The 19,273-nt window shown below is 38.7% G+C and carries 23 protein-coding genes; 13 read left to right on the forward strand and 10 right to left on the reverse strand.

Features of this window, described 5'->3' with window-relative positions; all coding sequences use genetic code 11:
• Window positions 1-25 precede the first annotated feature (25 nt).
• Together IV514_RS06170 and IV514_RS06175 are read left to right on the forward strand one after the other, a co-directional pair.
• Window positions 26-1,888 (forward strand): bifunctional acetyl-CoA hydrolase/transferase family protein/GNAT family N-acetyltransferase, encoded by a 1,863-nt coding sequence (locus IV514_RS06170; protein WP_206484093.1) that lies wholly within the window; start codon window positions 26-28, stop codon window positions 1,886-1,888.
• Entirely contained in the window at window positions 1,885-2,808 is a 924-nt protein-coding gene (locus tag IV514_RS06175; RefSeq protein WP_206484094.1) for a histone deacetylase family protein, read from the forward strand. Before IV514_RS06170 ends, IV514_RS06175 begins: the two co-directional genes overlap by 4 nt.
• Before the next feature lie 506 nt (window positions 2,809-3,314).
• Here the strand turns inward: IV514_RS06175 and IV514_RS06180 are convergent.
• The 3 genes from IV514_RS06180 to IV514_RS06190 all read right to left on the reverse strand — a co-directional run bounded on the left by IV514_RS06180 (window position 3,315) and on the right by IV514_RS06190 (window position 5,175).
• Window positions 3,315-3,488 (reverse strand): DUF3545 family protein, encoded by a 174-nt coding sequence (locus tag IV514_RS06180; protein ID WP_206484095.1) that lies wholly within the window; start codon window positions 3,486-3,488, stop codon window positions 3,315-3,317.
• 100 nt (window positions 3,489-3,588) lie between these two features.
• Window positions 3,589-4,467 carry an HDOD domain-containing protein gene (locus IV514_RS06185; RefSeq protein WP_206484096.1) on the reverse strand — a complete coding sequence of 293 codons (879 nt, stop codon included), beginning with the start codon at window positions 4,465-4,467 and terminating at the stop codon, window positions 3,589-3,591.
• Between the two features lie 45 nt (window positions 4,468-4,512).
• Window positions 4,513-5,175, reverse strand: coding sequence for a glutathione S-transferase family protein (locus IV514_RS06190; RefSeq protein WP_206484097.1), 663 nt, complete (start codon window positions 5,173-5,175; stop codon window positions 4,513-4,515).
• A 241-nt stretch (window positions 5,176-5,416) separates the two neighbouring features.
• Between IV514_RS06190 and IV514_RS06195 the strand changes: the two genes are divergently transcribed.
• Window positions 5,417-5,962: a TetR/AcrR family transcriptional regulator gene (locus IV514_RS06195; RefSeq protein ID WP_206484098.1), complete on the forward strand. Its 546-nt coding sequence runs from the start codon at window positions 5,417-5,419 to the stop codon at window positions 5,960-5,962.
• A 17-nt stretch (window positions 5,963-5,979) separates the two neighbouring features.
• On the opposite strand, the gene IV514_RS06200 is transcribed toward IV514_RS06195, so the two are convergent.
• The gene (locus tag IV514_RS06200; protein ID WP_206484099.1) at window positions 5,980-6,921 is read right to left on the reverse strand and encodes a DUF808 domain-containing protein; all 942 of its coding nucleotides are present in this window, start codon (window positions 6,919-6,921) and stop codon (window positions 5,980-5,982) included.
• A gap of 144 nt (window positions 6,922-7,065) precedes the next feature.
• On the opposite strand from IV514_RS06200, the gene IV514_RS06205 reads away from it, so the two are divergent.
• On the forward strand, window positions 7,066-7,446 hold the full coding sequence (locus IV514_RS06205) for a GntR family transcriptional regulator (protein WP_206484100.1): 381 nt from the start codon (window positions 7,066-7,068) through the stop codon (window positions 7,444-7,446).
• A gap of 9 nt (window positions 7,447-7,455) precedes the next feature.
• Complete coding sequence (locus IV514_RS06210; RefSeq protein WP_206484101.1) at window positions 7,456-8,316, forward strand: hypothetical protein; 861 nt, start codon at window positions 7,456-7,458, stop codon at window positions 8,314-8,316.
• A gap of 105 nt (window positions 8,317-8,421) precedes the next feature.
• Here IV514_RS06210 and yeiP read toward each other — a convergent pair whose 3' ends face one another.
• Together yeiP and IV514_RS06220 are read right to left on the reverse strand one after the other, a co-directional pair.
• Window positions 8,422-8,994, reverse strand: a complete 573-nt coding sequence (yeiP, locus tag IV514_RS06215; RefSeq protein ID WP_206484102.1) for an elongation factor P-like protein YeiP — start codon at window positions 8,992-8,994, stop codon at window positions 8,422-8,424.
• 75 nt (window positions 8,995-9,069) lie between these two features.
• Window positions 9,070-9,993, reverse strand: a complete 924-nt coding sequence (locus IV514_RS06220; RefSeq protein WP_206484103.1) for a M14 family metallocarboxypeptidase — start codon at window positions 9,991-9,993, stop codon at window positions 9,070-9,072.
• Window positions 9,994-10,317: 324 nt separating this feature from the next.
• On the opposite strand from IV514_RS06220, the gene IV514_RS06225 reads away from it, so the two are divergent.
• Window positions 10,318-11,217: a LysR substrate-binding domain-containing protein gene (locus tag IV514_RS06225; protein ID WP_206484104.1), complete on the forward strand. Its 900-nt coding sequence runs from the start codon at window positions 10,318-10,320 to the stop codon at window positions 11,215-11,217.
• A gap of 108 nt (window positions 11,218-11,325) precedes the next feature.
• Window positions 11,326-11,604 carry a hypothetical protein gene (locus IV514_RS06230; RefSeq protein ID WP_206484105.1) on the forward strand — a complete coding sequence of 93 codons (279 nt, stop codon included), beginning with the start codon at window positions 11,326-11,328 and terminating at the stop codon, window positions 11,602-11,604.
• Window positions 11,605-11,608: 4 nt separating this feature from the next.
• Here the strand turns inward: IV514_RS06230 and IV514_RS06235 are convergent, their stop codons facing one another.
• Window positions 11,609-12,028 (reverse strand): hypothetical protein, encoded by a 420-nt coding sequence (locus tag IV514_RS06235; protein WP_206484106.1) that lies wholly within the window; start codon window positions 12,026-12,028, stop codon window positions 11,609-11,611.
• A 212-nt stretch (window positions 12,029-12,240) separates the two neighbouring features.
• Here IV514_RS06235 and IV514_RS06240 point away from each other — a divergent pair, with 212 nt between their 5' ends.
• The 6 genes from IV514_RS06240 (at window position 12,241) to IV514_RS06265 (ending at window position 17,331) form a co-directional block, all read left to right on the forward strand.
• On the forward strand, window positions 12,241-13,293 hold the full coding sequence (locus IV514_RS06240) for an aldo/keto reductase (RefSeq protein ID WP_206484107.1): 1,053 nt from the start codon (window positions 12,241-12,243) through the stop codon (window positions 13,291-13,293).
• A 149-nt stretch (window positions 13,294-13,442) separates the two neighbouring features.
• Window positions 13,443-14,540, forward strand: a complete 1,098-nt coding sequence (locus tag IV514_RS06245) for a c-type cytochrome (protein ID WP_206484108.1) — start codon at window positions 13,443-13,445, stop codon at window positions 14,538-14,540.
• 25 nt (window positions 14,541-14,565) lie between these two features.
• Window positions 14,566-15,180, forward strand: coding sequence for a DUF938 domain-containing protein (locus tag IV514_RS06250; protein ID WP_206484109.1), 615 nt, complete (start codon window positions 14,566-14,568; stop codon window positions 15,178-15,180).
• 81 nt (window positions 15,181-15,261) lie between these two features.
• Entirely contained in the window at window positions 15,262-16,002 is a 741-nt protein-coding gene (locus IV514_RS06255; RefSeq protein ID WP_206484110.1) for a transporter substrate-binding domain-containing protein, read from the forward strand.
• A 146-nt stretch (window positions 16,003-16,148) separates the two neighbouring features.
• Window positions 16,149-16,478 carry a GIY-YIG nuclease family protein gene (locus IV514_RS06260; RefSeq protein WP_206484111.1) on the forward strand — a complete coding sequence of 110 codons (330 nt, stop codon included), beginning with the start codon at window positions 16,149-16,151 and terminating at the stop codon, window positions 16,476-16,478.
• Window positions 16,479-16,635: 157 nt separating this feature from the next.
• Window positions 16,636-17,331, forward strand: coding sequence for a hypothetical protein (locus tag IV514_RS06265; protein WP_206484112.1), 696 nt, complete (start codon window positions 16,636-16,638; stop codon window positions 17,329-17,331).
• Here IV514_RS06265 and IV514_RS06270 read toward each other — a convergent pair.
• Genes IV514_RS06270 through IV514_RS06280 form a run of 3 tightly spaced genes read right to left on the reverse strand, consistent with a single transcriptional unit; the run spans window position 17,328 to window position 19,218 of the window.
• Window positions 17,328-18,299, reverse strand: a complete 972-nt coding sequence (locus IV514_RS06270; RefSeq protein ID WP_206484113.1) for a C1 family peptidase — start codon at window positions 18,297-18,299, stop codon at window positions 17,328-17,330. The two genes, IV514_RS06265 and IV514_RS06270, sit on opposite strands and share 4 nt — an antisense overlap.
• 41 nt (window positions 18,300-18,340) lie before the next feature.
• Window positions 18,341-19,036, reverse strand: a complete 696-nt coding sequence (locus tag IV514_RS06275; RefSeq protein ID WP_206484114.1) for an iron-containing redox enzyme family protein — start codon at window positions 19,034-19,036, stop codon at window positions 18,341-18,343.
• The gene (locus IV514_RS06280; protein ID WP_206484115.1) at window positions 19,036-19,218 is read right to left on the reverse strand and encodes a hypothetical protein; all 183 of its coding nucleotides are present in this window, start codon (window positions 19,216-19,218) and stop codon (window positions 19,036-19,038) included. The genes IV514_RS06275 and IV514_RS06280 overlap by 1 nt, the downstream gene beginning before the upstream one ends.
• Between the last annotated feature and the right edge of the window lie 55 nt (window positions 19,219-19,273).

Below are 19,273 nucleotides of genomic sequence, written 5' to 3' on the forward strand. Positions count from 1 at the left end.
CTATTACCGAATAAAACGAGTAGTCATGAAACTTACAAACAAAGATGGAAAAGAGGTTCTATGGAGCGATTATTTAAAGTCTGGTAATCGAATTTTTATTGGCTCAAATGCCGCAGTGCCTAATGCGTTAATTCAAAATTTAATCGATAACAGTGCCCTGTTGCATGATATTGAAACCGTACATATTTTAACGTTTTCTGATAACGTTTGGGCAGAAGCCCAACATAAAGAACTATTTAAAGTTAATTCTTTTTTTATCGGCGGTAAAAATATTCGGGAAGCCGTTGCTGAAGGCAGAGCTGACTACACCCCTTGTTTTATCTCCGAAATTCCCACCTTGTTTAGAGAGAACATATTGCCATTAGATGCAGCCCTCATTATGGTCAGCCCTCCAGACAAATACGGTTATTGTTCGCTAGGAGTCAGTGTTGACGTGGTTGCTTCGGCAGTTAAATCGGCAAAATATGTGATAGCACAAATAAACCCTCAAATGCCCAGCACTAACGGGCATAGCTTTATACACGTTAATCAAGTGCATGCATGGTTTGAAGCCGAGCAAACCTTACCTGAAATTCCAGAGCCAGAGTTAGACCCAGTATCAGAGCGTATTGGTCAATACACCGCCTTATTAGTTGAAAATGGCGCAACCATTCAAATTGGTATCGGAAAAATTCCTGCGGCTGTTTTACGTTACTTAGCAAACCATAAAGATCTCGGTGTACACAGCGAAATGATCTCTGACGGCATTGTTGATCTAATGGAAAGTGGTGTGATTAATAATCGCCGTAAAACCTTCCATAAAGGTAAAACTGTGGTGTCGTTTTGTATTGGCACTCAAAGATTGTACGACTTTGTTGATAAAAATCAGCATGTTGAATTTTATCCATCTGAACACATCAATTCTCCTGTCAACATCGCTAAAAACGATAACATGGTGTCAATTAATAGTGCCATTGAGGTCGATTTAACCGGGCAAGTAGTATCAGATTCTATCGGTTATCAATTTTATAGTGGTATTGGTGGCCAAGTAGACTTTATCCGCGGCGCTTGGTTGAGTAAAGGTGGTAAACCAGTTATTGCATTACCATCAACCACTAAAGATGGCAAAATATCTCGCATTGTAGCTCATATTACCGAAGGCGGCGGTGTCGTGACCTCACGTGGTCACGTCGCTTATGTTGTTACAGAATATGGCATTGCCAACTTAATAGGTAAAAGTATTAGAGAGCGGGCACTTGAGTTAATTCGTATTGCCCACCCCAAATTTCGAGAGCAGCTATTAAAAGATGTACGTAAAAATTATTGGGTGCCTGAGTATCAAGATAACACACCGACTTCAGTACCTGAATTAGGCGCCATTGAATTAAAAACATTTACTTTCAAAGGTGAACAATACATTTTACGGCCACTAGGGCCGGCGGATGAGCGTAAGTTACAAGAGTTCTTTTATTCTCATACCAAAGAAACATTGATCATGCGCTATAACCACCATGCCACACAAATGACAAGGGAAAAATCCTGCAACCTTGTCAGTGTTAATCAACACAAAGATCTGGCATTATGCTTCACCCAACGGGATCATTTAGGTGAGGTTATTCAAGCCGTTGGACGTTATTATTATATTGAAGCAACCAATGCTGCCGAAGTAGCTTTTGTCATTAGCGAAGGACAGCGTAGTAAAGGCATGGCCACCACATTACTACTGCAAATGATAAAAATAGCACGTAAACGACAAGTCGCAAAATTAGTCGCCTGTGTCAGAAGAGACAATGCACCTATGTTAAAAGTATTTGAAAATGCTGGATTTGTTCGAGCTTATTCTGAAGAACTTGATGAAGTTGCGTTAACACTGACACTAACAGAACAAATAGTTAAGGAAACAACATGACCGTAGGCGTTATTAGCCATTATCGATGCAATGATCACAATATGGGAGACTATCACCCAGAATCTCCAGCGCGATTAGACGCAGTACAAGATCAATTGATACGAAGCGGCTTAGATTATGTCATTCGACAAATTGACGCAACGCCTTTAGATCGCCAATATTTATCATTAGCACATGATGATGATTACATTGATTATATTTACAATAATGCCCCAACTGAAGGTCTGTTTCGCTTAGATGATGACACCGCGATGAACCCTAACACTTTAACTGCCGCCCTTTATTCTGCCGGAGCTGCAAAAGATGCCGTTGATCGTGTGATGTCAGGTGAATTAGATGCCGCTTACTGTTTGACTAGACCTCCAGGTCATCACGCTGAACGTAACAAAGGCATGGGGTTTTGTATTTTTAATAACATCGCGATCGCATCAGAATATGCCAAGAAATACCATAATTTGCAGCGCGTCGCCATTTTAGATTTTGATGTACACCACGGCAATGGCACAGAAAACATCATTAAAGATAAAACTGGCACATTATTTTGTTCATCCTATCAATACCCGTTTTATCCTTTTGAAATGCAAGCCAGTGATCGCCCCCCTATCATCAATACGCCGCTTGATGCCGCAACTAAAGGTCCTGAGTTTAGAAAAGCGATCTCGGAAAAATGGTTTCCTCAACTGCACCAATTCAAGCCTGAATTCATCTTTATTTCTGCGGGGTTTGATGCGCATATTGAAGATGAAATGTCACAAGTCAGCCTAACGGAAGCTGATTATCGTTGGATCACAGATGAAATTAAGCTGATTGCTGAGCAATATGCCCAAGGTAGAATCGTTTCCGTATTAGAAGGGGGATATGCCCTTGGCGCATTAGGACGTTGTTCCGTTGCTCACCTCAATGGGCTGATAGGAAATTAAGCGGCACAAAAGCTAGGGCGTGTTGAACTTTGCTGTTTGAATTTTGTTCAAGATAAACGACTTCTGATCGCGGCACTCGAATTTTTGCATAGTCGTCTATGGTTAATTTAAGTACAGCTTCCGCTCCTGCTCACGCTAAGTACCTACATCCATGTAGGCAACAAGCAGGAGGCGTTTAGTTGAACCCTTCGGGCAAGATTTGTTTGGCATTTTTACTGTGTTGCCCCACACGGATATGGGGTAAGCTGGCTTTGCAGGAGCATAAAGTCTTTATCGCTTGATTTGAGTACGACTGCATGGATGCAGGAGCTAGGGTGAAACAGGAAGCCAGAGCCGAGAATGACTACACTACACAAGCGCTGCCTTGTATAAATACCAAACAAACTGCTGCAAAAACAAACTTGAAAGATCAACACGCCCTAATAATATTTTTTAATAAATAAAATAGGCCAATGAATGATCATTAGCCTATTTCATCAACGCCATACTAAACGCTGTATTTCTCATTAATATGAATACTGCTCATATTGGGCAAGCTCTCTTTGTAAACGGCGCTGCTCTTTGATTTGTTCTATTTCACGCCACTTAGCTTTTCGTGACTTACTTTTTGCCGTTAACTTATGTTCAAATTCAAGTTGTTCGTCACCGTAATCTTGATCAAATAACTCTGTGCGATTCATCCTGCTTCTCCGATATTGTTAGCGTTCTCTCTTAATCTAAACATTGAATATGATAGATTTTTGACCAAACAGTGACAATCACATGAAGCGTGTTTGCATATTAAATAACATTGAGCGCCGACATGATAGACATCCCCTCAGCATTGCAAAACTCCAATGCTTCATCAATATCCTCAGAAGTTAACGATAAATCATCCATCAAATGCTGACCTAAAAATGTTTTCTTCGAATACATGCCCGGATGAGAATTAATCAAGGCTAAACGAGTGGTAATAAACAATAATGAAGCACTTTCACCTAGTTCTTCACTATAGGCATTTCTATACTCGCGAATAGGCGCAATAATAGTTTCTGGTAAGTTCCATAAAGACAATAGCTCAGCACTGCAATCTGAAAAACAAAAACCAAATGCCGCTAATTGTCTGTCCCATGGGGTTTCTTCAGAGTTATAGCCTTCACAAAACTTCACTTTTTGTTGCTCATTATGCACAATGGCTAATTGGCCGATATTATGTAATAACCCTGATAAAAACAGTCCTTCACTATTTTTTATACCCACTTTTTTAGCCAAAAACTTGGTTAATAGCGCACAATCGACACTGATTTCCCAAAATCGATCCATATTAGCAATATGCGGATCTATGCCAGAAAACGCTGCCGTCACCCCATAAGTATTGATCAAGTTTTCCACTTCACGGATCCCTAAAATCATCAACGCTCTATCAATAGAGTCGATCTCACGAGGAAAATTAAACAAGGAACTATTAGCAATTTTTAGTAGATTAGACGCTAACGCTGGCTCAAGTGAAATGAGTTTAGCAATATCTTCTAAGCTAGATTTTTCATCATCTAATAGCTCTTTTAATTTCATATAAATGTCTGGTAACACACATAATTCTTGGGCGGTTTCAGCATATTGCTTAGGTGTTTTGAGCATTTCTACTATTCCTTCAACGGTATCATTAAACTGATCGGGCATATTTATAAAAATAACACCAAAGTTTAAGAATAGGTAGCTTGATTATCATTTAGGCACAAGAATTTTTTGGCAAATACTTAATGTCATCAACTGATTAAAATATGCCTTCACTGCAGGTACACTATCAAGCACGTTAAATTCCCCTGGTAAACTTGATAAGTAATAAAGTTGTGGAGCAATTAGCGCATCCGCAATAGAAAAAGTGTCATTATTTAGCGCTTCACCATTAGCAAGTTCATTATCTATCACTTGCAATGCTGCGATGACTGCAGGCTGAGCAGCTTTTGCTTTATCTAACCGTACTTCACCATTATCTCCTTTTGGAAAAGCAAACTCTAAAACATAATCCCTCATAATTGCCTGATTCAAATAGATAGTCGCTAACGAACAGAAACTATCGATTATTGCTTGCTGCACAACAGAGAGTTGATTATTTGCTTCTGAGGCAAAAGTATTCACCAAGTAACGGCATATACTGGCAGTTTCAGGCAAAATAACCTGGTTATGTTTTAACACCGGCATTTTAGCGTACGGATGCAGCGCTAAATGCTGTGCACTTCCCAAGGTAAATTCATCTCCGTCAATTGCAAAGCCTGTGGTATAGCCAATTTGATGTTGTTCACAGATTAACATCACCGAGCGTACAAACGATGAAAAACTTGGTCCGTAAATCTGTACTGTCGTTGGAGCGGTGCTTGAATTTGTCATAACTTTTCCTTTTATTTGTCAACTGACAGTGAAATTAAAGGAAATCAAAATATGTTCAAGAACATATTTTGATTTTATGAAATAATAGCCATTGTTTACTCACACAAGATGTTGAGCTTTTATATTTGACGATGACATTAAAAACCAAGCAGTGTGGTTTCCAAGTAAACATACACCTGTTAGGAACAGTCAAACGTACAGATATCCAAATATTGATAATAAAATATATTAGGGACAAATTATGGCCTGGGAAAAATCACACAAATTAAAGAGCAAACAACGTATTTTAGAAAGTGCTGCACAGTTATTTACACGTTATGGATTTGAGCAAGTATCAATCAATCAAATCATGGCGAATGCTAAACTCACTCGAGGTGCTTTTTATAGCCACTTTTCATCAAAAAGTGATCTGTATGCACAAGCGATGATAAAGGGCTCACAGCTGGCAAAAGAACAACATACTCATGATTCAACCACTTGTTTAGCAACCTTGAGTCAGCGCTATCTAAGTCAAGCACATAGAGATGAACAACTTCAACATCTGTGTCCGCTCGCCTTTTTGATCTCTGACATTAACCAGCAAGATGAGAATGTCAAAAACACCTATACCGAGGTTTTTAAACGCTTTATTGATAATGCCCAACGATTGACCAAAGATGAAAACACCGCATTACAAACAGCGGCCCTAATGATCGGTGGCCTTGCTTTAGCAAAAGCCGTTAACGATAACGAATTAAGCGATAAACTGCTGATTGCTTGCCAAAGCGGCGTTAGTCAGTTGGTTTAAGTTATCAAACATTGAAATTAATGAACCGCTTGCTTCACTTTTTTAAATAAGTTAACAATAAGCATCACGATTAAACCTGCGATTAATCCAACAATGGCGTTAAATACAATGGGAGCGACAGGCACCATTAAATTTGAGCTGTAACTTACGATTAACTTACTGAACAACTCACTTAGATGATGAAGCCAGCTAAAATTATGACTAATAATACCACCACCAACTAGAAACATGGCAAGAGTGCCTATAACAGTTAAGGCTTTCATCAATGCTGGTGCAGAAATCAACAAAGCACGCCCTAACATTTTTTGTAAGCGATTAAAGCGACCTGAAACTGACTTTCTTAACAGATAAAGTCCTAAATCATCAAGCTTAACTATCGCTGCGACAATCCCATAAACGCCAACCGTGAACGCCAGCGCCAGACTAGATAGCACAAGAACTTGCGTTTCAAATTCAGCCGTCTTGACCGAGCCAAGAACAATCACCACGATCTCAGCCGATAGAATAAAATCGGTACGAATAGCCCCTTTAATCTTGGCTTGTTCAAATTTAACTAAATCAAGCGTTTTATCCGATAGCTGTTGCGCCTTTTCTTGTAATTTATGTGTTTTGTCCGAGGAAGTTTGCATCAGTTTCTCTGTTACTTTTTCAGCGCCTTCGAAACATAAAAACAATCCACCAATGATCATTAAAATCGTGATCAGCGGCGGATACACGGCGCTGATCAGCAATGCCATCGGGACTAATATTAGCTTATTGACGAATGATCCTTTAGCAACCGCCCAAACCACTGGCAATTCTCGCTCAGCTTTAACACCAGAGACTTGCTCAGCATTTAACGCTAAATCATCACCTAATACCCCTGCCGTTTTCTTCGCAGCTACTTTCGATAATATCGCCACGTCATCTAAAACGGTTGCAATATCATCAATTAATGCTAATAAGCTTACACCTGCCAAAATTTTATCCTAATAAAAACTAACGATATAAATAACTTATACCATCAAGTAACCACTTTACTCAATTTCTTTACATATTTGCTTGAAAATCCAGCAAACCATATGTACCATTATTACACATGGTACACATGGAGCATATAATTTATGGAGATAGAAATTGATATTGACGATCCAATGCCATTGTTTACTCAGTTAGTTGAGCAAATAAAACGAGCCGTCAATAACAACTTAATAAAACCAGGCGATGCATTGCCATCCATTAGGCAACTAGCAAATGATTTGGAAATTAATAGTAAAACAGTAGCTAAGGCCTACCGATTGCTTGAGAGAGATTCAATAATTCAGGCTAAAGGCTACCGAGGAACGTTTGTTCATCCCGAAGCAAAAGCAAATTGTGATTTTGATCTCAACCACTGGTTAACGGAAAAGCTGACAGAAGCGATTACCCTTTTAAAAAAATCAGGGGCTACAGATTCAGAAATAAGAATTGCTTTTAACCACGTGATGAATAACAACAAAAATTAAGGAAACATTATGTCTATTATTATATTAATAGTATTACTAAGCCAGATTTGGTTTTTATCTTATTTTTACCCTACACAAGTGGTCCGTCGCATTGATTATGTACTAAGCCATTGTCCTGAGAAGGAATACCCAAAACTGTACCCTATTTCGGTTGAGCGTATAAAAACAATTAAAATATGTTATCAGTATGCAAACTATCTCTTTATCATCTTGGGTTTAATGATGATTTCCTATTTCACACTGATAGTGCCAGATTATAATGATCACTTGAATATACTTGATGATCTCCCATTATTATTTGGTTTAGCCCAAATGCTTCCACTGTTTTTACTGGAAATTCTAAGCTGTAAACATTTAAAACTAATGAGAGAACAACATCACCAAAACAACCGAAAAGCGGAACTACAACCACGACGCTTATTTAATTATGTTTCACCAGTCTCTGTCGCTGTCGCCGTTTTCACTTACATTGTTTTTATTGGCTTCGAACTTTATTTGAGTGGATTGACACTAACTACCGATGTTGCAATAAAAATAGCCACAGTGACTGGGGTTAATATTTTATTTATCATTTTAGTCATGGCAAATTTATATGGTAAGAAACGAGATCCCTATCAGACCAATGCTCAGCGTCACAAACAAACCCAGTTTGTCATTCATTCAATGGTCTTTGTGAGCATTTTTATGACGCTATACATCATCGCTCATTCATGGGTCAATGCTTATCAATTTAACTTAGCAGAAATTATCATTAATAGTCTTTATTTTCAGGTAATTGCCCTATTTAGTATCGGCACATTACTCGGGCGTTTTAAAATAGAAGATATCAATTTTGATGTCTATCGCGCTGAAAAAACATCGGCTAGCTAAATAATATTGTTACTTAAATCATAAAAAAGGGTATGTCGGTGATGACATACCCTTTTACTTTATTCTTCTGAAGCAGAAAATCTAAAATAGAGATTGCATTAGCGACTATTTGTCTGCACGCCCCATAAATTTCTTTTCTTCAGTATTCACTTTAACTTTATCACCTGTTGAAATATGCTCTGGCACTTGGATAACCACACCTGTTGATAAGGTTGCAGGCTTAGTACGAGACGTAGCAGAAGCCCCTTTAATAGACGGGTCAGTTTCTACTACTTCCAATTCGACACTGGCAGGTAAATCAATTGCAACAGGAGTGCCATCAACCAGAATAACGCTTAAACCTTGTGTTTCCTCATTAATGAATAACACCTCATCCGCGATACTCTCTTTATTGATGTTATACGGAGTGTAATCTTCATTATCCATAAAAATATATTCATCACCATCAATATAAGAAAACATAGATGCGCGACGTACCAGATCAGCAAAATTTAACATTTCAACGTCTTTAAAGGTTTCATCAACCTTACCACCTGTTACTACATCATACATACGCATACGATATAAACTACCACCTGCTCTGCCTTGCGGTACAGAACGCTCAATATCCTTTACAATAAGCACTCGTCCATTGTGTTCAATTGCTGCATTTTTCTTTATTTCACTTGCCTTTGGCATAACTATAGTCCTATCAAAAAAGTTAACGCAAAATACCACGTTTATCGGGTTATTCAAGCGCTAAATAACGAGAAATCAAGCATCATTGTTCAAAATATAATCCAGTCCACCGGTAATTACCGCAACCTGTGCTAAATTACACGTTTGATTATTCACCTTAGGGCTGTCTGGGTATACTTCGGTGGTGGTGACATATTTAGCATCCGTCAATCCCATACATAGCCCTAAATCACGAGCAGCATAGTTGATCACGCCAAACTGAGACAATGGTACGCCAATTAATTGCTCATTTTCATCTGCTGGCGCAATATGGGTTACCTTCTCAACCGACTCAATAATTGCGTGCTGAAATTCAACTTGTGGCTTTGTGCTATCGGCAACTAAGTAAAAGCCATCAGGTATATTCCAGTTATCATGCACACATGCATCACGCGCCGCTAATGCTGGGCGAAATTCGCTATTATCTGAGTCTGTGGTTTCATGTAAATCAAAATGGATATCCACATCCACAGCTAACGAGGCAATAAAATTCATCACATTTGCCGCTTCTTCTGAGGGAGAATCGGCATAAAATGAACGATTAGGATCAACAGCATTAGGATTCCAACGATTGATAGTCTCATAGCCCCAAGGACTGACGCATGGACAAATAATGAAGTTAAACTGCGATAAATAATCACTAATGCGTGTTTTTAAAAATAATAATGCTCCATGCACGCCGCTGGTTTCATAACCATGCACGCCACCGGTGATCAATACCGTTTTTTTATTCGCATCGAAAGTTTTATTAACTACGGCAAAAACGGGGTAACGTGCTTTATCTAGGCTTAATCCACCAATTTGCGTTAACTCAAGTGCCGAATGGATTTGGGATAACTGACTTAACACTTCTTGCTCATAAGAACGTTTGACTGTTTGCTTGGCAAACCATTGCTTTTTTTCTTCAGCTCCCCATTTTTTACCTGGTTCACCGATAGGGTATGCTTGCTGTTCTGTCATGTTTTTCCTTGTTATTCATTATATAAGGCATAAAAATACTAACGGCACTTACTTTGAAAAGTAAATTAGCAGCGATTTTAATTACACTGCAAAGCGCAAAGCCATTAATAGATTTCAATGGCGAGATTCTATCACTTTAATCGCCCTGCTTTAACACCCTTTCTATTATTTAAGCGCTAGCTTAAATACTTTGATCACAACCACAGCAAAACATCTCGATTAGGGCTTTTACGCCTATTGAAAAAATGTTTGCATTAATTTGATTCACCTATAGTTTAATATAGACTAGAGTAAACCATCGCTATTTAAACGCGCAATTAAACTATGGCTAAATCACTACCACCATTACATTTATTAAGCATTTTTGAAGCCGCGGCACGCTTACAGAGCTTTAAACTGGCAAGTAATGAATTATTTATTACTCCCTCGGCTGTTAGTCATCAGATTAAATCTTTAGAAGAGTTTATTGGTTTTTCTCTTTTTATTCGCAAGAGCCGAGGCGTAGAACTCAATGAAGCAGGAAAACTGTATCTAGACTACATACAACAGAGCTTTGAGTTACTTGAAGCAGGTACTAAAGCCGTTGAGAGAAAGTTTGCAGCGCCCCATTTAAAAATATCGACGTTTTCAACAATGGCAACCAATGTCATCCTTCCTCAGTTAAGTGCATTTCAATTTGCGCATCCTGAAATTGGTATTCGGATTGAAACGGGCTTAGATATCAGCGATTTTCGCTATGACGACTTTGATTTAGCCATCAGAATTGGCGATGGTGATTGGCCAGAGGTAGCCGTTGAAAAACTACTTGATATACATGTTGCCACTTTGTGTTCACCTGAGTTTGCCAAAAAACATCAATTATCAACAGTTGAACAAATTAACCAAATACCATTAATTGATTTAACCAATATGGAAAACATCTGGCGAGAATGGGCCAAAGCTGTCGGTATAAAACCAACGCAGTTAAACCATCAACTAAGCTTTAATAACTACGAAGCTTCACTCAATGCGGCAGAACAAGGGCTGGGCTTATGTTTGGCCTTATTACCAATAGAAAGCTCATTGGTAAAACGAAAATTACTGGTTAACCCATTCGAAAAAACAATCCCATATGGCCGTTCACTTTATGCAGTTTATCGTCATCAAGATAAAGATCGTCATGATATTCGCTGTTTCTTAAACTGGTTACTCAAATCACCTAACCTCGCTTATCAAACAAACTAAAATAGATGAATTATATTCACCTTTTAGGTGAATATAATCCCTTTGAGCAAAGTTTGTCTAAGGTCTATCATTGCGATCATATCGATCCCAATGATTAAGGAAGATAAAATGTTTTTTAATATACTCCAACGCTTATATCGCATCATGGCATGTCTATTATTATTAATTCCTATCGCCATCAATGTACTTCAGCAAGGCGATCTTCTATTTTCTTTGCTTTACCTACCTTTAATGTGGATATTATTAGCGATAGCACTGATATTTTTCGATCAACGTTTAACTAAAATTTATCAACAATTAGGCAAAAAGCCACAGACAAACACAACAAGAGTGAAAGCGTTACAGGTGAAATGTATTGAAAAACATCACTGCTGTTTTAACCGATAATCTATTATTCTGCAGTTAATTGTTGGTAATACTCGCTGATATCGGAGCAAAGCTCTTTATTTTCAACCTGCTCTATTAAATCGAACGAGTGCGTTGCTGCTTGTACAGCTTTGTCCGTCAATTCCATTTCTTGATAACGTTGTGCCATTGAGAGATAAATAGAGGCAATATAATCGGCATAATTGAGCTTTTCTGCGCATACTAAACCTTTTTGATAAATCTCAATAGCTTGCTCAGAATCATTAGTAAAATCTGCTAAAGCTTCCCACTGCAAAGGATGATCTTTGGGAGAGTTTTCATTCGCTGCACATAGCTTAATAAGTGCTTGATATTGTTTCGTACGCTGATTGTCATCATTATCGCTAGATGCTTGTGCGATTGCTTGACAGATTTCCAAAATCTCACTAAATAATGGTGCCTTCATGAAATTACCTTAAACTTGAAAAAAGATCGCAATTATAACGATCAACATCACAGATAAACAGCGCAAATATCGATTAACCATGAATACTTCTGGTATGTTTTTCACCGCCTAGTTGGCTTACCTCACAATAGCACTTTAAATTAACCATAATATTTCATACCCTTAACGGATTAAATCAATCGGGCGTGTTGAAAGTAAATAATGAGGTATCCATGAAGTATGTTCGTTTAGGTAGTAGCTCGCTAGAAGTGTCACGTGTTTGTTTGGGCAGCATGACTTGGGGAGTACAAAATGATCAACAGCAGGCGAATGAACAAATAGATTACGCGCAAACTCAAGGGATCAACTTCATAGACACTGCTGAGATGTACGCAATCCCTCCCAACAAAGACACTTATGGGAAAACCGAGCGTATTATTGGTCATTGGCTCACAGCAAACCCAACACGCCGAGATAAAATTATACTGGCATCTAAAATTGCAGGGCCAGGACTGAACTATATACGTGGTGGTAGTGATATTAGTGGTGCTACTGTTGAGCAAGCCGTTAATGACTCACTCAAACGCTTGCAAACCGATTATATCGATTTATATCAACTACATTGGCCAAATTATTCTTCACCTCACTTTGCGAAACATTGGCCAAATCAACTTAATTACACGCAATTTAATGCAGAACAACAAAAAGAAGTCATGCACGATATATTACACGGGCTGGCAAACTGTGTTGCTGCAGGAAAGATACGCTATTGCGGTTTGTCCGATGATACTCCTTGGGGCATCAATCAATACCTACAATTAAGTAAAGAGCACAATTTACCTAAAATGGTGTCAATTCAAAATGAATTTAGCTTATTACACACAAAAGATTGGCCTTATTTAATTGAAAATTGTAGCCATGAAGATATTGCATACTTGCCTTGGTCTCCGTTAGCGACAGGCGCATTGACCGGTAAATATTTACAAGGGGCTCGTCCCAAAGGCTCTCGCTGGACGCTAATTCAGCGACACGGATTATTTAGAGATACCAAACAAGTTGAGCAAGCAGTAATCGCCTATCAAAAAATTGCTAAACGCCATAATATTTCTCTTGCCAAATTGGCATTAGCTTGGGTTGATCAAGTGGATGGAGTAACCTCTACCATTATTGGTGCCACCAGCATCACACAATTGGCCGAAAATATTGCTGCCTTTGAAACACCATTAGCACCAGAAATCATCACGGAAATAGATCAAACGTTAAAACAATACCCAAGCCCATTTTAATCACAGCCCTAGCCAGATATATCAATTATCTGGCTGAGTAACACTTGCTCAAAATTGTTACGATACTTTTCTATCGACAGCTATAAATTGATTCTGTGATGAAAGCGCAGTAACCTGACACTATTATAATTTACAAAAAACGCCATGAAATGAATAATATAACGATTATATTTTTTAGCGCTATGCTCATCAGCATAACGACGAGTTGTCAGGCTTTTACAACGGAAAGAGAAACGTTAAAGCCCCCTCGTAAACTGACCGAGGCACAAGCTTTAGTTGCCGCCGAAAATTATCAAAAATATTGTGCCTTGTGTCATGGCAAAGATCGTCAAGGCCATGTCAATGATCACGCGCCTTCCTTACGAAGTAAAAGCCTCATGGAGTCAGGAGTGGCTCACCAAATTTTGCGCCCAATGTCTTATGGCCGCAAAGGCACGGCAATGGGTGGCTATTTAGATGAAGTTGGTGGCCCGATGACCCTAGATGAAACATGGGATCTCACTTATTGGTTATATGAACAAGCAGGCTTTGAGCGTTTAAAGTTTTCAACTAACCCTATACACGGCGACATTAAACGTGGCGCAGAGGTTTACCAAGCAAACTGTACTGAATGTCATGGTGCTAATGGTGAAGGGATCACTGCACCTGAATTAGGAAACCAATCGGCCCTTGCTCATAATACCGATGAATTTATTCGCCACGCGATTCAAGAAGGTCGTCAAGATACACCCATGCCCTCTTTTAAAGATAAACTTTCCAGCGAAGACATCAACAATGTCACCGCATTCTTACGCAGTAAAGCCAGTGGTTGGCAAGAGCAAAAACCTATTTTAAAAGCCCTTCCTACACCAGAACAATACGTGATCAATAAGCAAGGTGGTGATCCTAACTTTACTTTAAAAGATGACATGTATGTTTTAGCCGAAGATCTTTATGCTGCGTTGGAAAATAAGAAAAAAATGGTGTTGCTAGATACACGCGTAACCTCGGTGTGGCAGAATGCTCATATCAAAGGCTCCATCCCCTTTCCCTACTATGCTGATATTGATGAAACAGTTGCCGGCATACCTAAAGATGTTCAGATAGTTGCTTATTGCTCCTGTCCAAGAGCCGCTGCTGACTACACCATCAATAAGTTAAGGCAGCGAGGTTATACTCGTACAGCCGTATTATGGGAAGGCATTTTTGGCTGGATGCATTTAGGTTACCCTGTCACCCGCGGCGATATCGCCGATGTTAACGATTGACGAATATAGTTAATTCGAGAAAATAATGACCATTGCATTCTCCCAAGCCTGTGAAAACAACAAGCAACCAATTTTAACGGTACTGTCACAGGCCTTTGCGACAACAAAAACTGTACTTGAAGTGGGCTCTGGCACAGGTCAGCATGCGATATACTTTGCCAAACATTTACCACACCTTAGTTGGTATACCAGTGATTTGCCTAGTAATCATCCCTCGATTAACCATCGTATCAAAGAAGCTCAACTGAGTAATTTACACTCTGCGCTATCATTAGATCTCGCTAATAAGTGGCCACAGAGATTTACTCAAGCACATCAGGCTCAATCATTGGATGGTATATTCACCGCAAATACCATGCATATTATTAGCTGGTCATTAGTCGAAAAATTTTTTCATCAGGCAGGAAAGCATTTAGCTCAACATGGCACATTATGTATTTATGGACCATTTAATTATCAAGGTAAATTTACCAGTAAAAGTAACGCTAATTTTGATCTTTGGTTAAAAGAACGTGATGTTAATAGCGGCATACGAGATATCGAAAAAATAAACCAACAAGCTGCGTTGGCAGGGCTACAATTGACAGATGACCATGAAATGCCAGCCAATAATCGCTTGCTCACATTTTCAAAAAGTTAATGTGTTATACTCTACTAGATTAGTACTTAACAGCTTACAGCATAGCAATAGCAGTTCCCCCACTTATGGGTATTTATGTAAATGAGAACAACAGTATTTAAACTTTTCATTTGGCTGATATTTATTTCGCTTTTATCCTCGAACATTCAAGCAAAGGAGCGGTTAACGGTTGCCGTAGGCCTAGCCAAACCCCCCTATGTTATTCAACACAATGACAGTGGTTTTGAATTAGATCTGATCAGAAATGTCTTTGAACAAATGGGCTACTCTGTTGAATTTATTTATACCTCATTTGGCCATTCTGTCAAAATGCTCGATGTTAAAGAGGTTGATGTGGTGATGACCACCAACAACCGTGTTTTTAAAGACGAATCGAAGCTAAGTGATCGCTACATCACCTATCAAAACGTGGCGATATCATTAGCAAGTGAAAATTTATCTATTGACAGTATCAGCGATTTAGCAAATTACTCCATCGCAGCATTTCAAAAAGCCGATAAGGTATTAGGAGACGAATACTCCACTGCAATTAATCAAAGTCCACTCTACTTAAGTGTGGCTAACCAGGCACAACAACCAGTGTTATTAATGAAAAAACGGGTGCAAGTGTTAGTTATGGATAAAAACATTTTTAATTACTTACTCAATCAGCTGGCCGTACCAAATAAACAAGATGCTTTTATCATTCACCCTATTTTTCCGAAAACCCATTACCGATTAGCCTTTAAGCGGCAAAAGCACCTGACACTCTTTAATCAAGAATTTGATAAATACCGCCATAGTGACGCATATCAGTTACTCAAAAAGCAATATGATCTCTAACATGCTGCTAATCAGCCTAAATGACGAAAATCACACGTTTAAAAGCAGACCTATTACCAATATATAACAAAGCAGCTATTGCTGCTCAGTAGTTCAGGCTATAATAAAGTTATCAGCTTCCTGTCTTATAAGTAATTGTATCAATAATGACGAATGCTCAAACATCAAGTTGCGACAACTCTGTTACTACAGGTAATGTATATGTCATGACCCACTCATTATTTACTGATGTGGTTCGCATTGGTTGTACGCCTGAATCTCCCGACCAATACGCCCAAAAACTTTCAGAAAACTCTCCCGGTCAATACACCTTGGTTTTTTCTTTAGCCTGTCAAAATCCATGTCAGGTAAAAAAGCAGATCCGTGCATACTTAGACGCTCAAAAGTACGTTAATGAATTTTATCAAGTTTCTCCGACTCTGGTAAAAAAACTCGTTCAGCAGGAAACTCTGCGTATTCCTATTTTTGATAAATAACAATAAGTCATCAAGGTACATGCGGGTAATCCTCAAAAAGCATGGGAATTATTGCCGAAATCAATAATCTGGGTTTATACTCAAAGTTAACTTAGTCTCAGAGCTAAGACGAAATAAATGTTTATTTTAGTCTTAAGTGTATTCAAAGGGTGATGCTTTGCTAAATATTCACCGAATATTATTGTTCGGTTTGCTCACATTAGCCAATATCAGTATTTGTAAGGCAGAAAATGAAGAGTTTCTGATCAGCTTTGTCGATCATAGTGGCTTAATCAACTACTATGTCCCTATCCTTAATAAAGCTTATCAAAAAATAGGCATCAGCCCTACCTTCATCATGATCAATGATCAACGAGCATTAAGATTATTAAATAATGCGCAAATCGATGCTGATACAGCTAAAGTGATCGATAACCTTGAACACTATCCCAATATTACTTACTTACCAACCCCGATCAGCAAAGTTGAAATGATATTAATATGCCAAGCAGAAATTAGTTGTACACCTGCAATTTTTAATCAAGCAAATAAAAGCTTAGCTGTCATAGGTGCTGATGAGTTTTACCAAGAACAATTGAGCAACGCCAGTATCAAATTAGTGGAATTAACCAGCTTTGAAATACTTTATAAAATGTTCGATCAACAAAAAGTAGATGTTGCGATAATTGTTTTAGATACTTACAGTAAAGCTAGGTTAAATCGCTACCCTAACCACTATAAGCTGTTTGAGAAACTCGGTTTTCATTTATTACATAAAAAACACCAAGCGCTGATCCCAAAACTTGAATCAGCAATCGCTCAAGTCATCGCCGAAACCAGCGGCACTATGCTGCTCGATAACCAGAAAAATTAATCATGAGTTAAACACCAATAACTAAAGGTGTTATCCTGCTGCTCTCCGTCTTGCTCATACTTAGAGCTAAAAAATTCATAAGGCATATAGCAATACCCGTTATCGCCAAACTCTTCACCCCAAGAATTTCGAACAATCATCACTTGCTTATTATCATCATAACCAACGGCCAATAACGCATGTCCGCCTAAACGCTCTTCATCACGGCTTGGCATCACCATTTCACCACTTGAGTCAATTAAGTAAAAGCTCTTAGGCACCATCATGCCAAAAATCACTGGCAGACCTTTAGATAAAGCAAGCTTTAGCTCTGCAAGGTCCTCTTCTTCATCCAGTTTGCAATAACGGTTGATAATATGCTTCTTAGCTTGCGTTATCGCCAGCGCTGACGGTGTTTGAGTAATTGCTGCATGAATTTCCTGCTGATGTTCTGTCAAAACCTGACTAATTGCCTGTTTGGCTTCTGCCGTTGTGCCATTTGCGATCACTTTTTTTAAGCTCTGGGGAAAAAGCACTTCGGGATATGGCCATAACTTCTCCGAACAAATACCATACTTAAACAAAGACTTAATACCATTACGAATAAAAACAGGCGCATTAATATCAATTTTATTTTCCAAAACCCGCTCATGGTAATAAACATACATTTGTGATGCATCGATATTACTGGCGTTTTCATCAACAAAGGGTTGACCATCTTTCACCAAATACAGCTCCGCAGCAACAGCAATCGCACAAGCAGAGCAAGAATTGAGTAAGCCTTGGTTGATGATTTCAGACGTTAATAACTCACGTAAATCAACTTTAGACGGGCATTGTTTAAGTATTTTCTGCCGAGTGCTAATTGGGCAGCTAATGTGGGCAAAATCAGCAGAGTTTCCACCGTGAATATCACAAAATTGATGATCTCGCTCATCAGGCAGATCTGCCACTAAAGTATGTTGATGGACTTCAGCCAATGTTTTCATAGGGTAAGCGCTTAAACATGATTAAATAATGTCATAACAAACTACTGGCTAACGTGTGGCGCTGCCCTGCATACATCTTCCATCATTAAGGCGACGTAACGCAACGATAAAAACGCACTTCGTTCGACAATCTTATATTGCTGTTGAGTTAGAGGTAAGCAATTAAGGGTATCAATAATATCTTGTTTATGATGAGGATCTATTTTTGCGTGATGCATCAAGCTGGAAAATGCGGCCTCAGGTAAACCTGATTTTTCAATTAACTGTTCCACATAGTCAACCGTCGGGTGATGGGTTTCTAAACATGCCAAATAGCCCATGATAGCCACAGGGTGTTGATGACGAATCATATAATATTGACTACCCAACAATGACATAATATTAGGAGAAGGAAGCATTTCACTTACCTGCTCAGAACTCACCCCTAACACGGCTAAATCATCTAAGCACCATTGATCATGACCTGTTTCTTCTGGAATATGTTGCTCCATATAAGCAATCAAAGGTGCTGATACCGGGTCATCTGGCCATAACCTTGCTGAACGTATCACTTCTGTCATTAATGGTACTGCAGCATTAGCAGTACGAAAATTTGTGATACCTTGTGCGATGATCACTTCCTTATGATGCGCTAACTCAACAAAGCGTTGATTAACCGCACATGCCCTTGCTTTTAATAAATATAAATTCTCACTCAGTCGCTGATAATGCGACTGAGTTTTAACCGTTTGCGCCATTAAATAACAATACCTACCGGCGTATCGTTATCTTTATTAGCGTTTTTATGAATGGCTTTAAGCTGATCAACCTCTTCTGCTGATAAACTATCAATGGCTTGAATATGCTCAGCTGTTAGTTCGGCTTTATTCACCACACCTTCATTGTGTAAATGCTCGGTATTACTTTGATTACTTGTCATGGGGCTGTCCTTATTATTATTTATATCTAGAGTAATGTGTACGACTTTACTAAAT

It is taken from the genome of Thalassotalea sp. G2M2-11 (genome assembly GCF_017168195.1).
Taxonomy (GTDB): domain Bacteria; phylum Pseudomonadota; class Gammaproteobacteria; order Enterobacterales; family Alteromonadaceae; genus Thalassotalea_E.

Bases quoted from the DNA above. Each gene is read 5' to 3' on its own strand.
- IV514_RS06235 (WP_206484106.1), bottom strand. From the start codon at position 12,028: ATGAAGGCACCATTATTTAGTGAGATTTTGGAAATCTGTCAAGCAATC.
- IV514_RS06230 (WP_206484105.1), top strand. From the start codon at position 11,326: ATGTTTTTTAATATACTCCAACGCTTATATCGCATCATGGCATGTCTA.
- IV514_RS06185 (WP_206484096.1), bottom strand. From the start codon at position 4,467: ATGCCCGATCAGTTTAATGATACCGTTGAAGGAATAGTAGAAATGCTC.
- IV514_RS06275 (WP_206484114.1), bottom strand. From the start codon at position 19,036: ATGGCGCAAACGGTTAAAACTCAGTCGCATTATCAGCGACTGAGTGAG.
- IV514_RS06180 (WP_206484095.1), bottom strand. From the start codon at position 3,488: ATGAATCGCACAGAGTTATTTGATCAAGATTACGGTGACGAACAACTT.
- IV514_RS06240 (WP_206484107.1), top strand. From the start codon at position 12,241: ATGAAGTATGTTCGTTTAGGTAGTAGCTCGCTAGAAGTGTCACGTGTT.
- IV514_RS06190 (WP_206484097.1), bottom strand. From the start codon at position 5,175: ATGACAAATTCAAGCACCGCTCCAACGACAGTACAGATTTACGGACCA.
- IV514_RS06270 (WP_206484113.1), bottom strand. From the start codon at position 18,299: ATGAAAACATTGGCTGAAGTCCATCAACATACTTTAGTGGCAGATCTG.
- IV514_RS06210 (WP_206484101.1), top strand. From the start codon at position 7,456: ATGTCTATTATTATATTAATAGTATTACTAAGCCAGATTTGGTTTTTA.
- IV514_RS06260 (WP_206484111.1), top strand. From the start codon at position 16,149: ATGACGAATGCTCAAACATCAAGTTGCGACAACTCTGTTACTACAGGT.
- IV514_RS06220 (WP_206484103.1), bottom strand. From the start codon at position 9,993: ATGACAGAACAGCAAGCATACCCTATCGGTGAACCAGGTAAAAAATGG.
- IV514_RS06170 (WP_206484093.1), top strand. From the start codon at position 26: ATGAAACTTACAAACAAAGATGGAAAAGAGGTTCTATGGAGCGATTAT.
- IV514_RS06280 (WP_206484115.1), bottom strand. From the start codon at position 19,218: ATGACAAGTAATCAAAGTAATACCGAGCATTTACACAATGAAGGTGTG.
- IV514_RS06225 (WP_206484104.1), top strand. From the start codon at position 10,318: ATGGCTAAATCACTACCACCATTACATTTATTAAGCATTTTTGAAGCC.
- IV514_RS06195 (WP_206484098.1), top strand. From the start codon at position 5,417: ATGGCCTGGGAAAAATCACACAAATTAAAGAGCAAACAACGTATTTTA.
- IV514_RS06250 (WP_206484109.1), top strand. From the start codon at position 14,566: ATGACCATTGCATTCTCCCAAGCCTGTGAAAACAACAAGCAACCAATT.
- yeiP (WP_206484102.1), bottom strand. From the start codon at position 8,994: ATGCCAAAGGCAAGTGAAATAAAGAAAAATGCAGCAATTGAACACAAT.
- IV514_RS06255 (WP_206484110.1), top strand. From the start codon at position 15,262: ATGAGAACAACAGTATTTAAACTTTTCATTTGGCTGATATTTATTTCG.
- IV514_RS06205 (WP_206484100.1), top strand. From the start codon at position 7,066: ATGGAGATAGAAATTGATATTGACGATCCAATGCCATTGTTTACTCAG.
- IV514_RS06175 (WP_206484094.1), top strand. From the start codon at position 1,885: ATGACCGTAGGCGTTATTAGCCATTATCGATGCAATGATCACAATATG.
- IV514_RS06245 (WP_206484108.1), top strand. From the start codon at position 13,443: ATGAATAATATAACGATTATATTTTTTAGCGCTATGCTCATCAGCATA.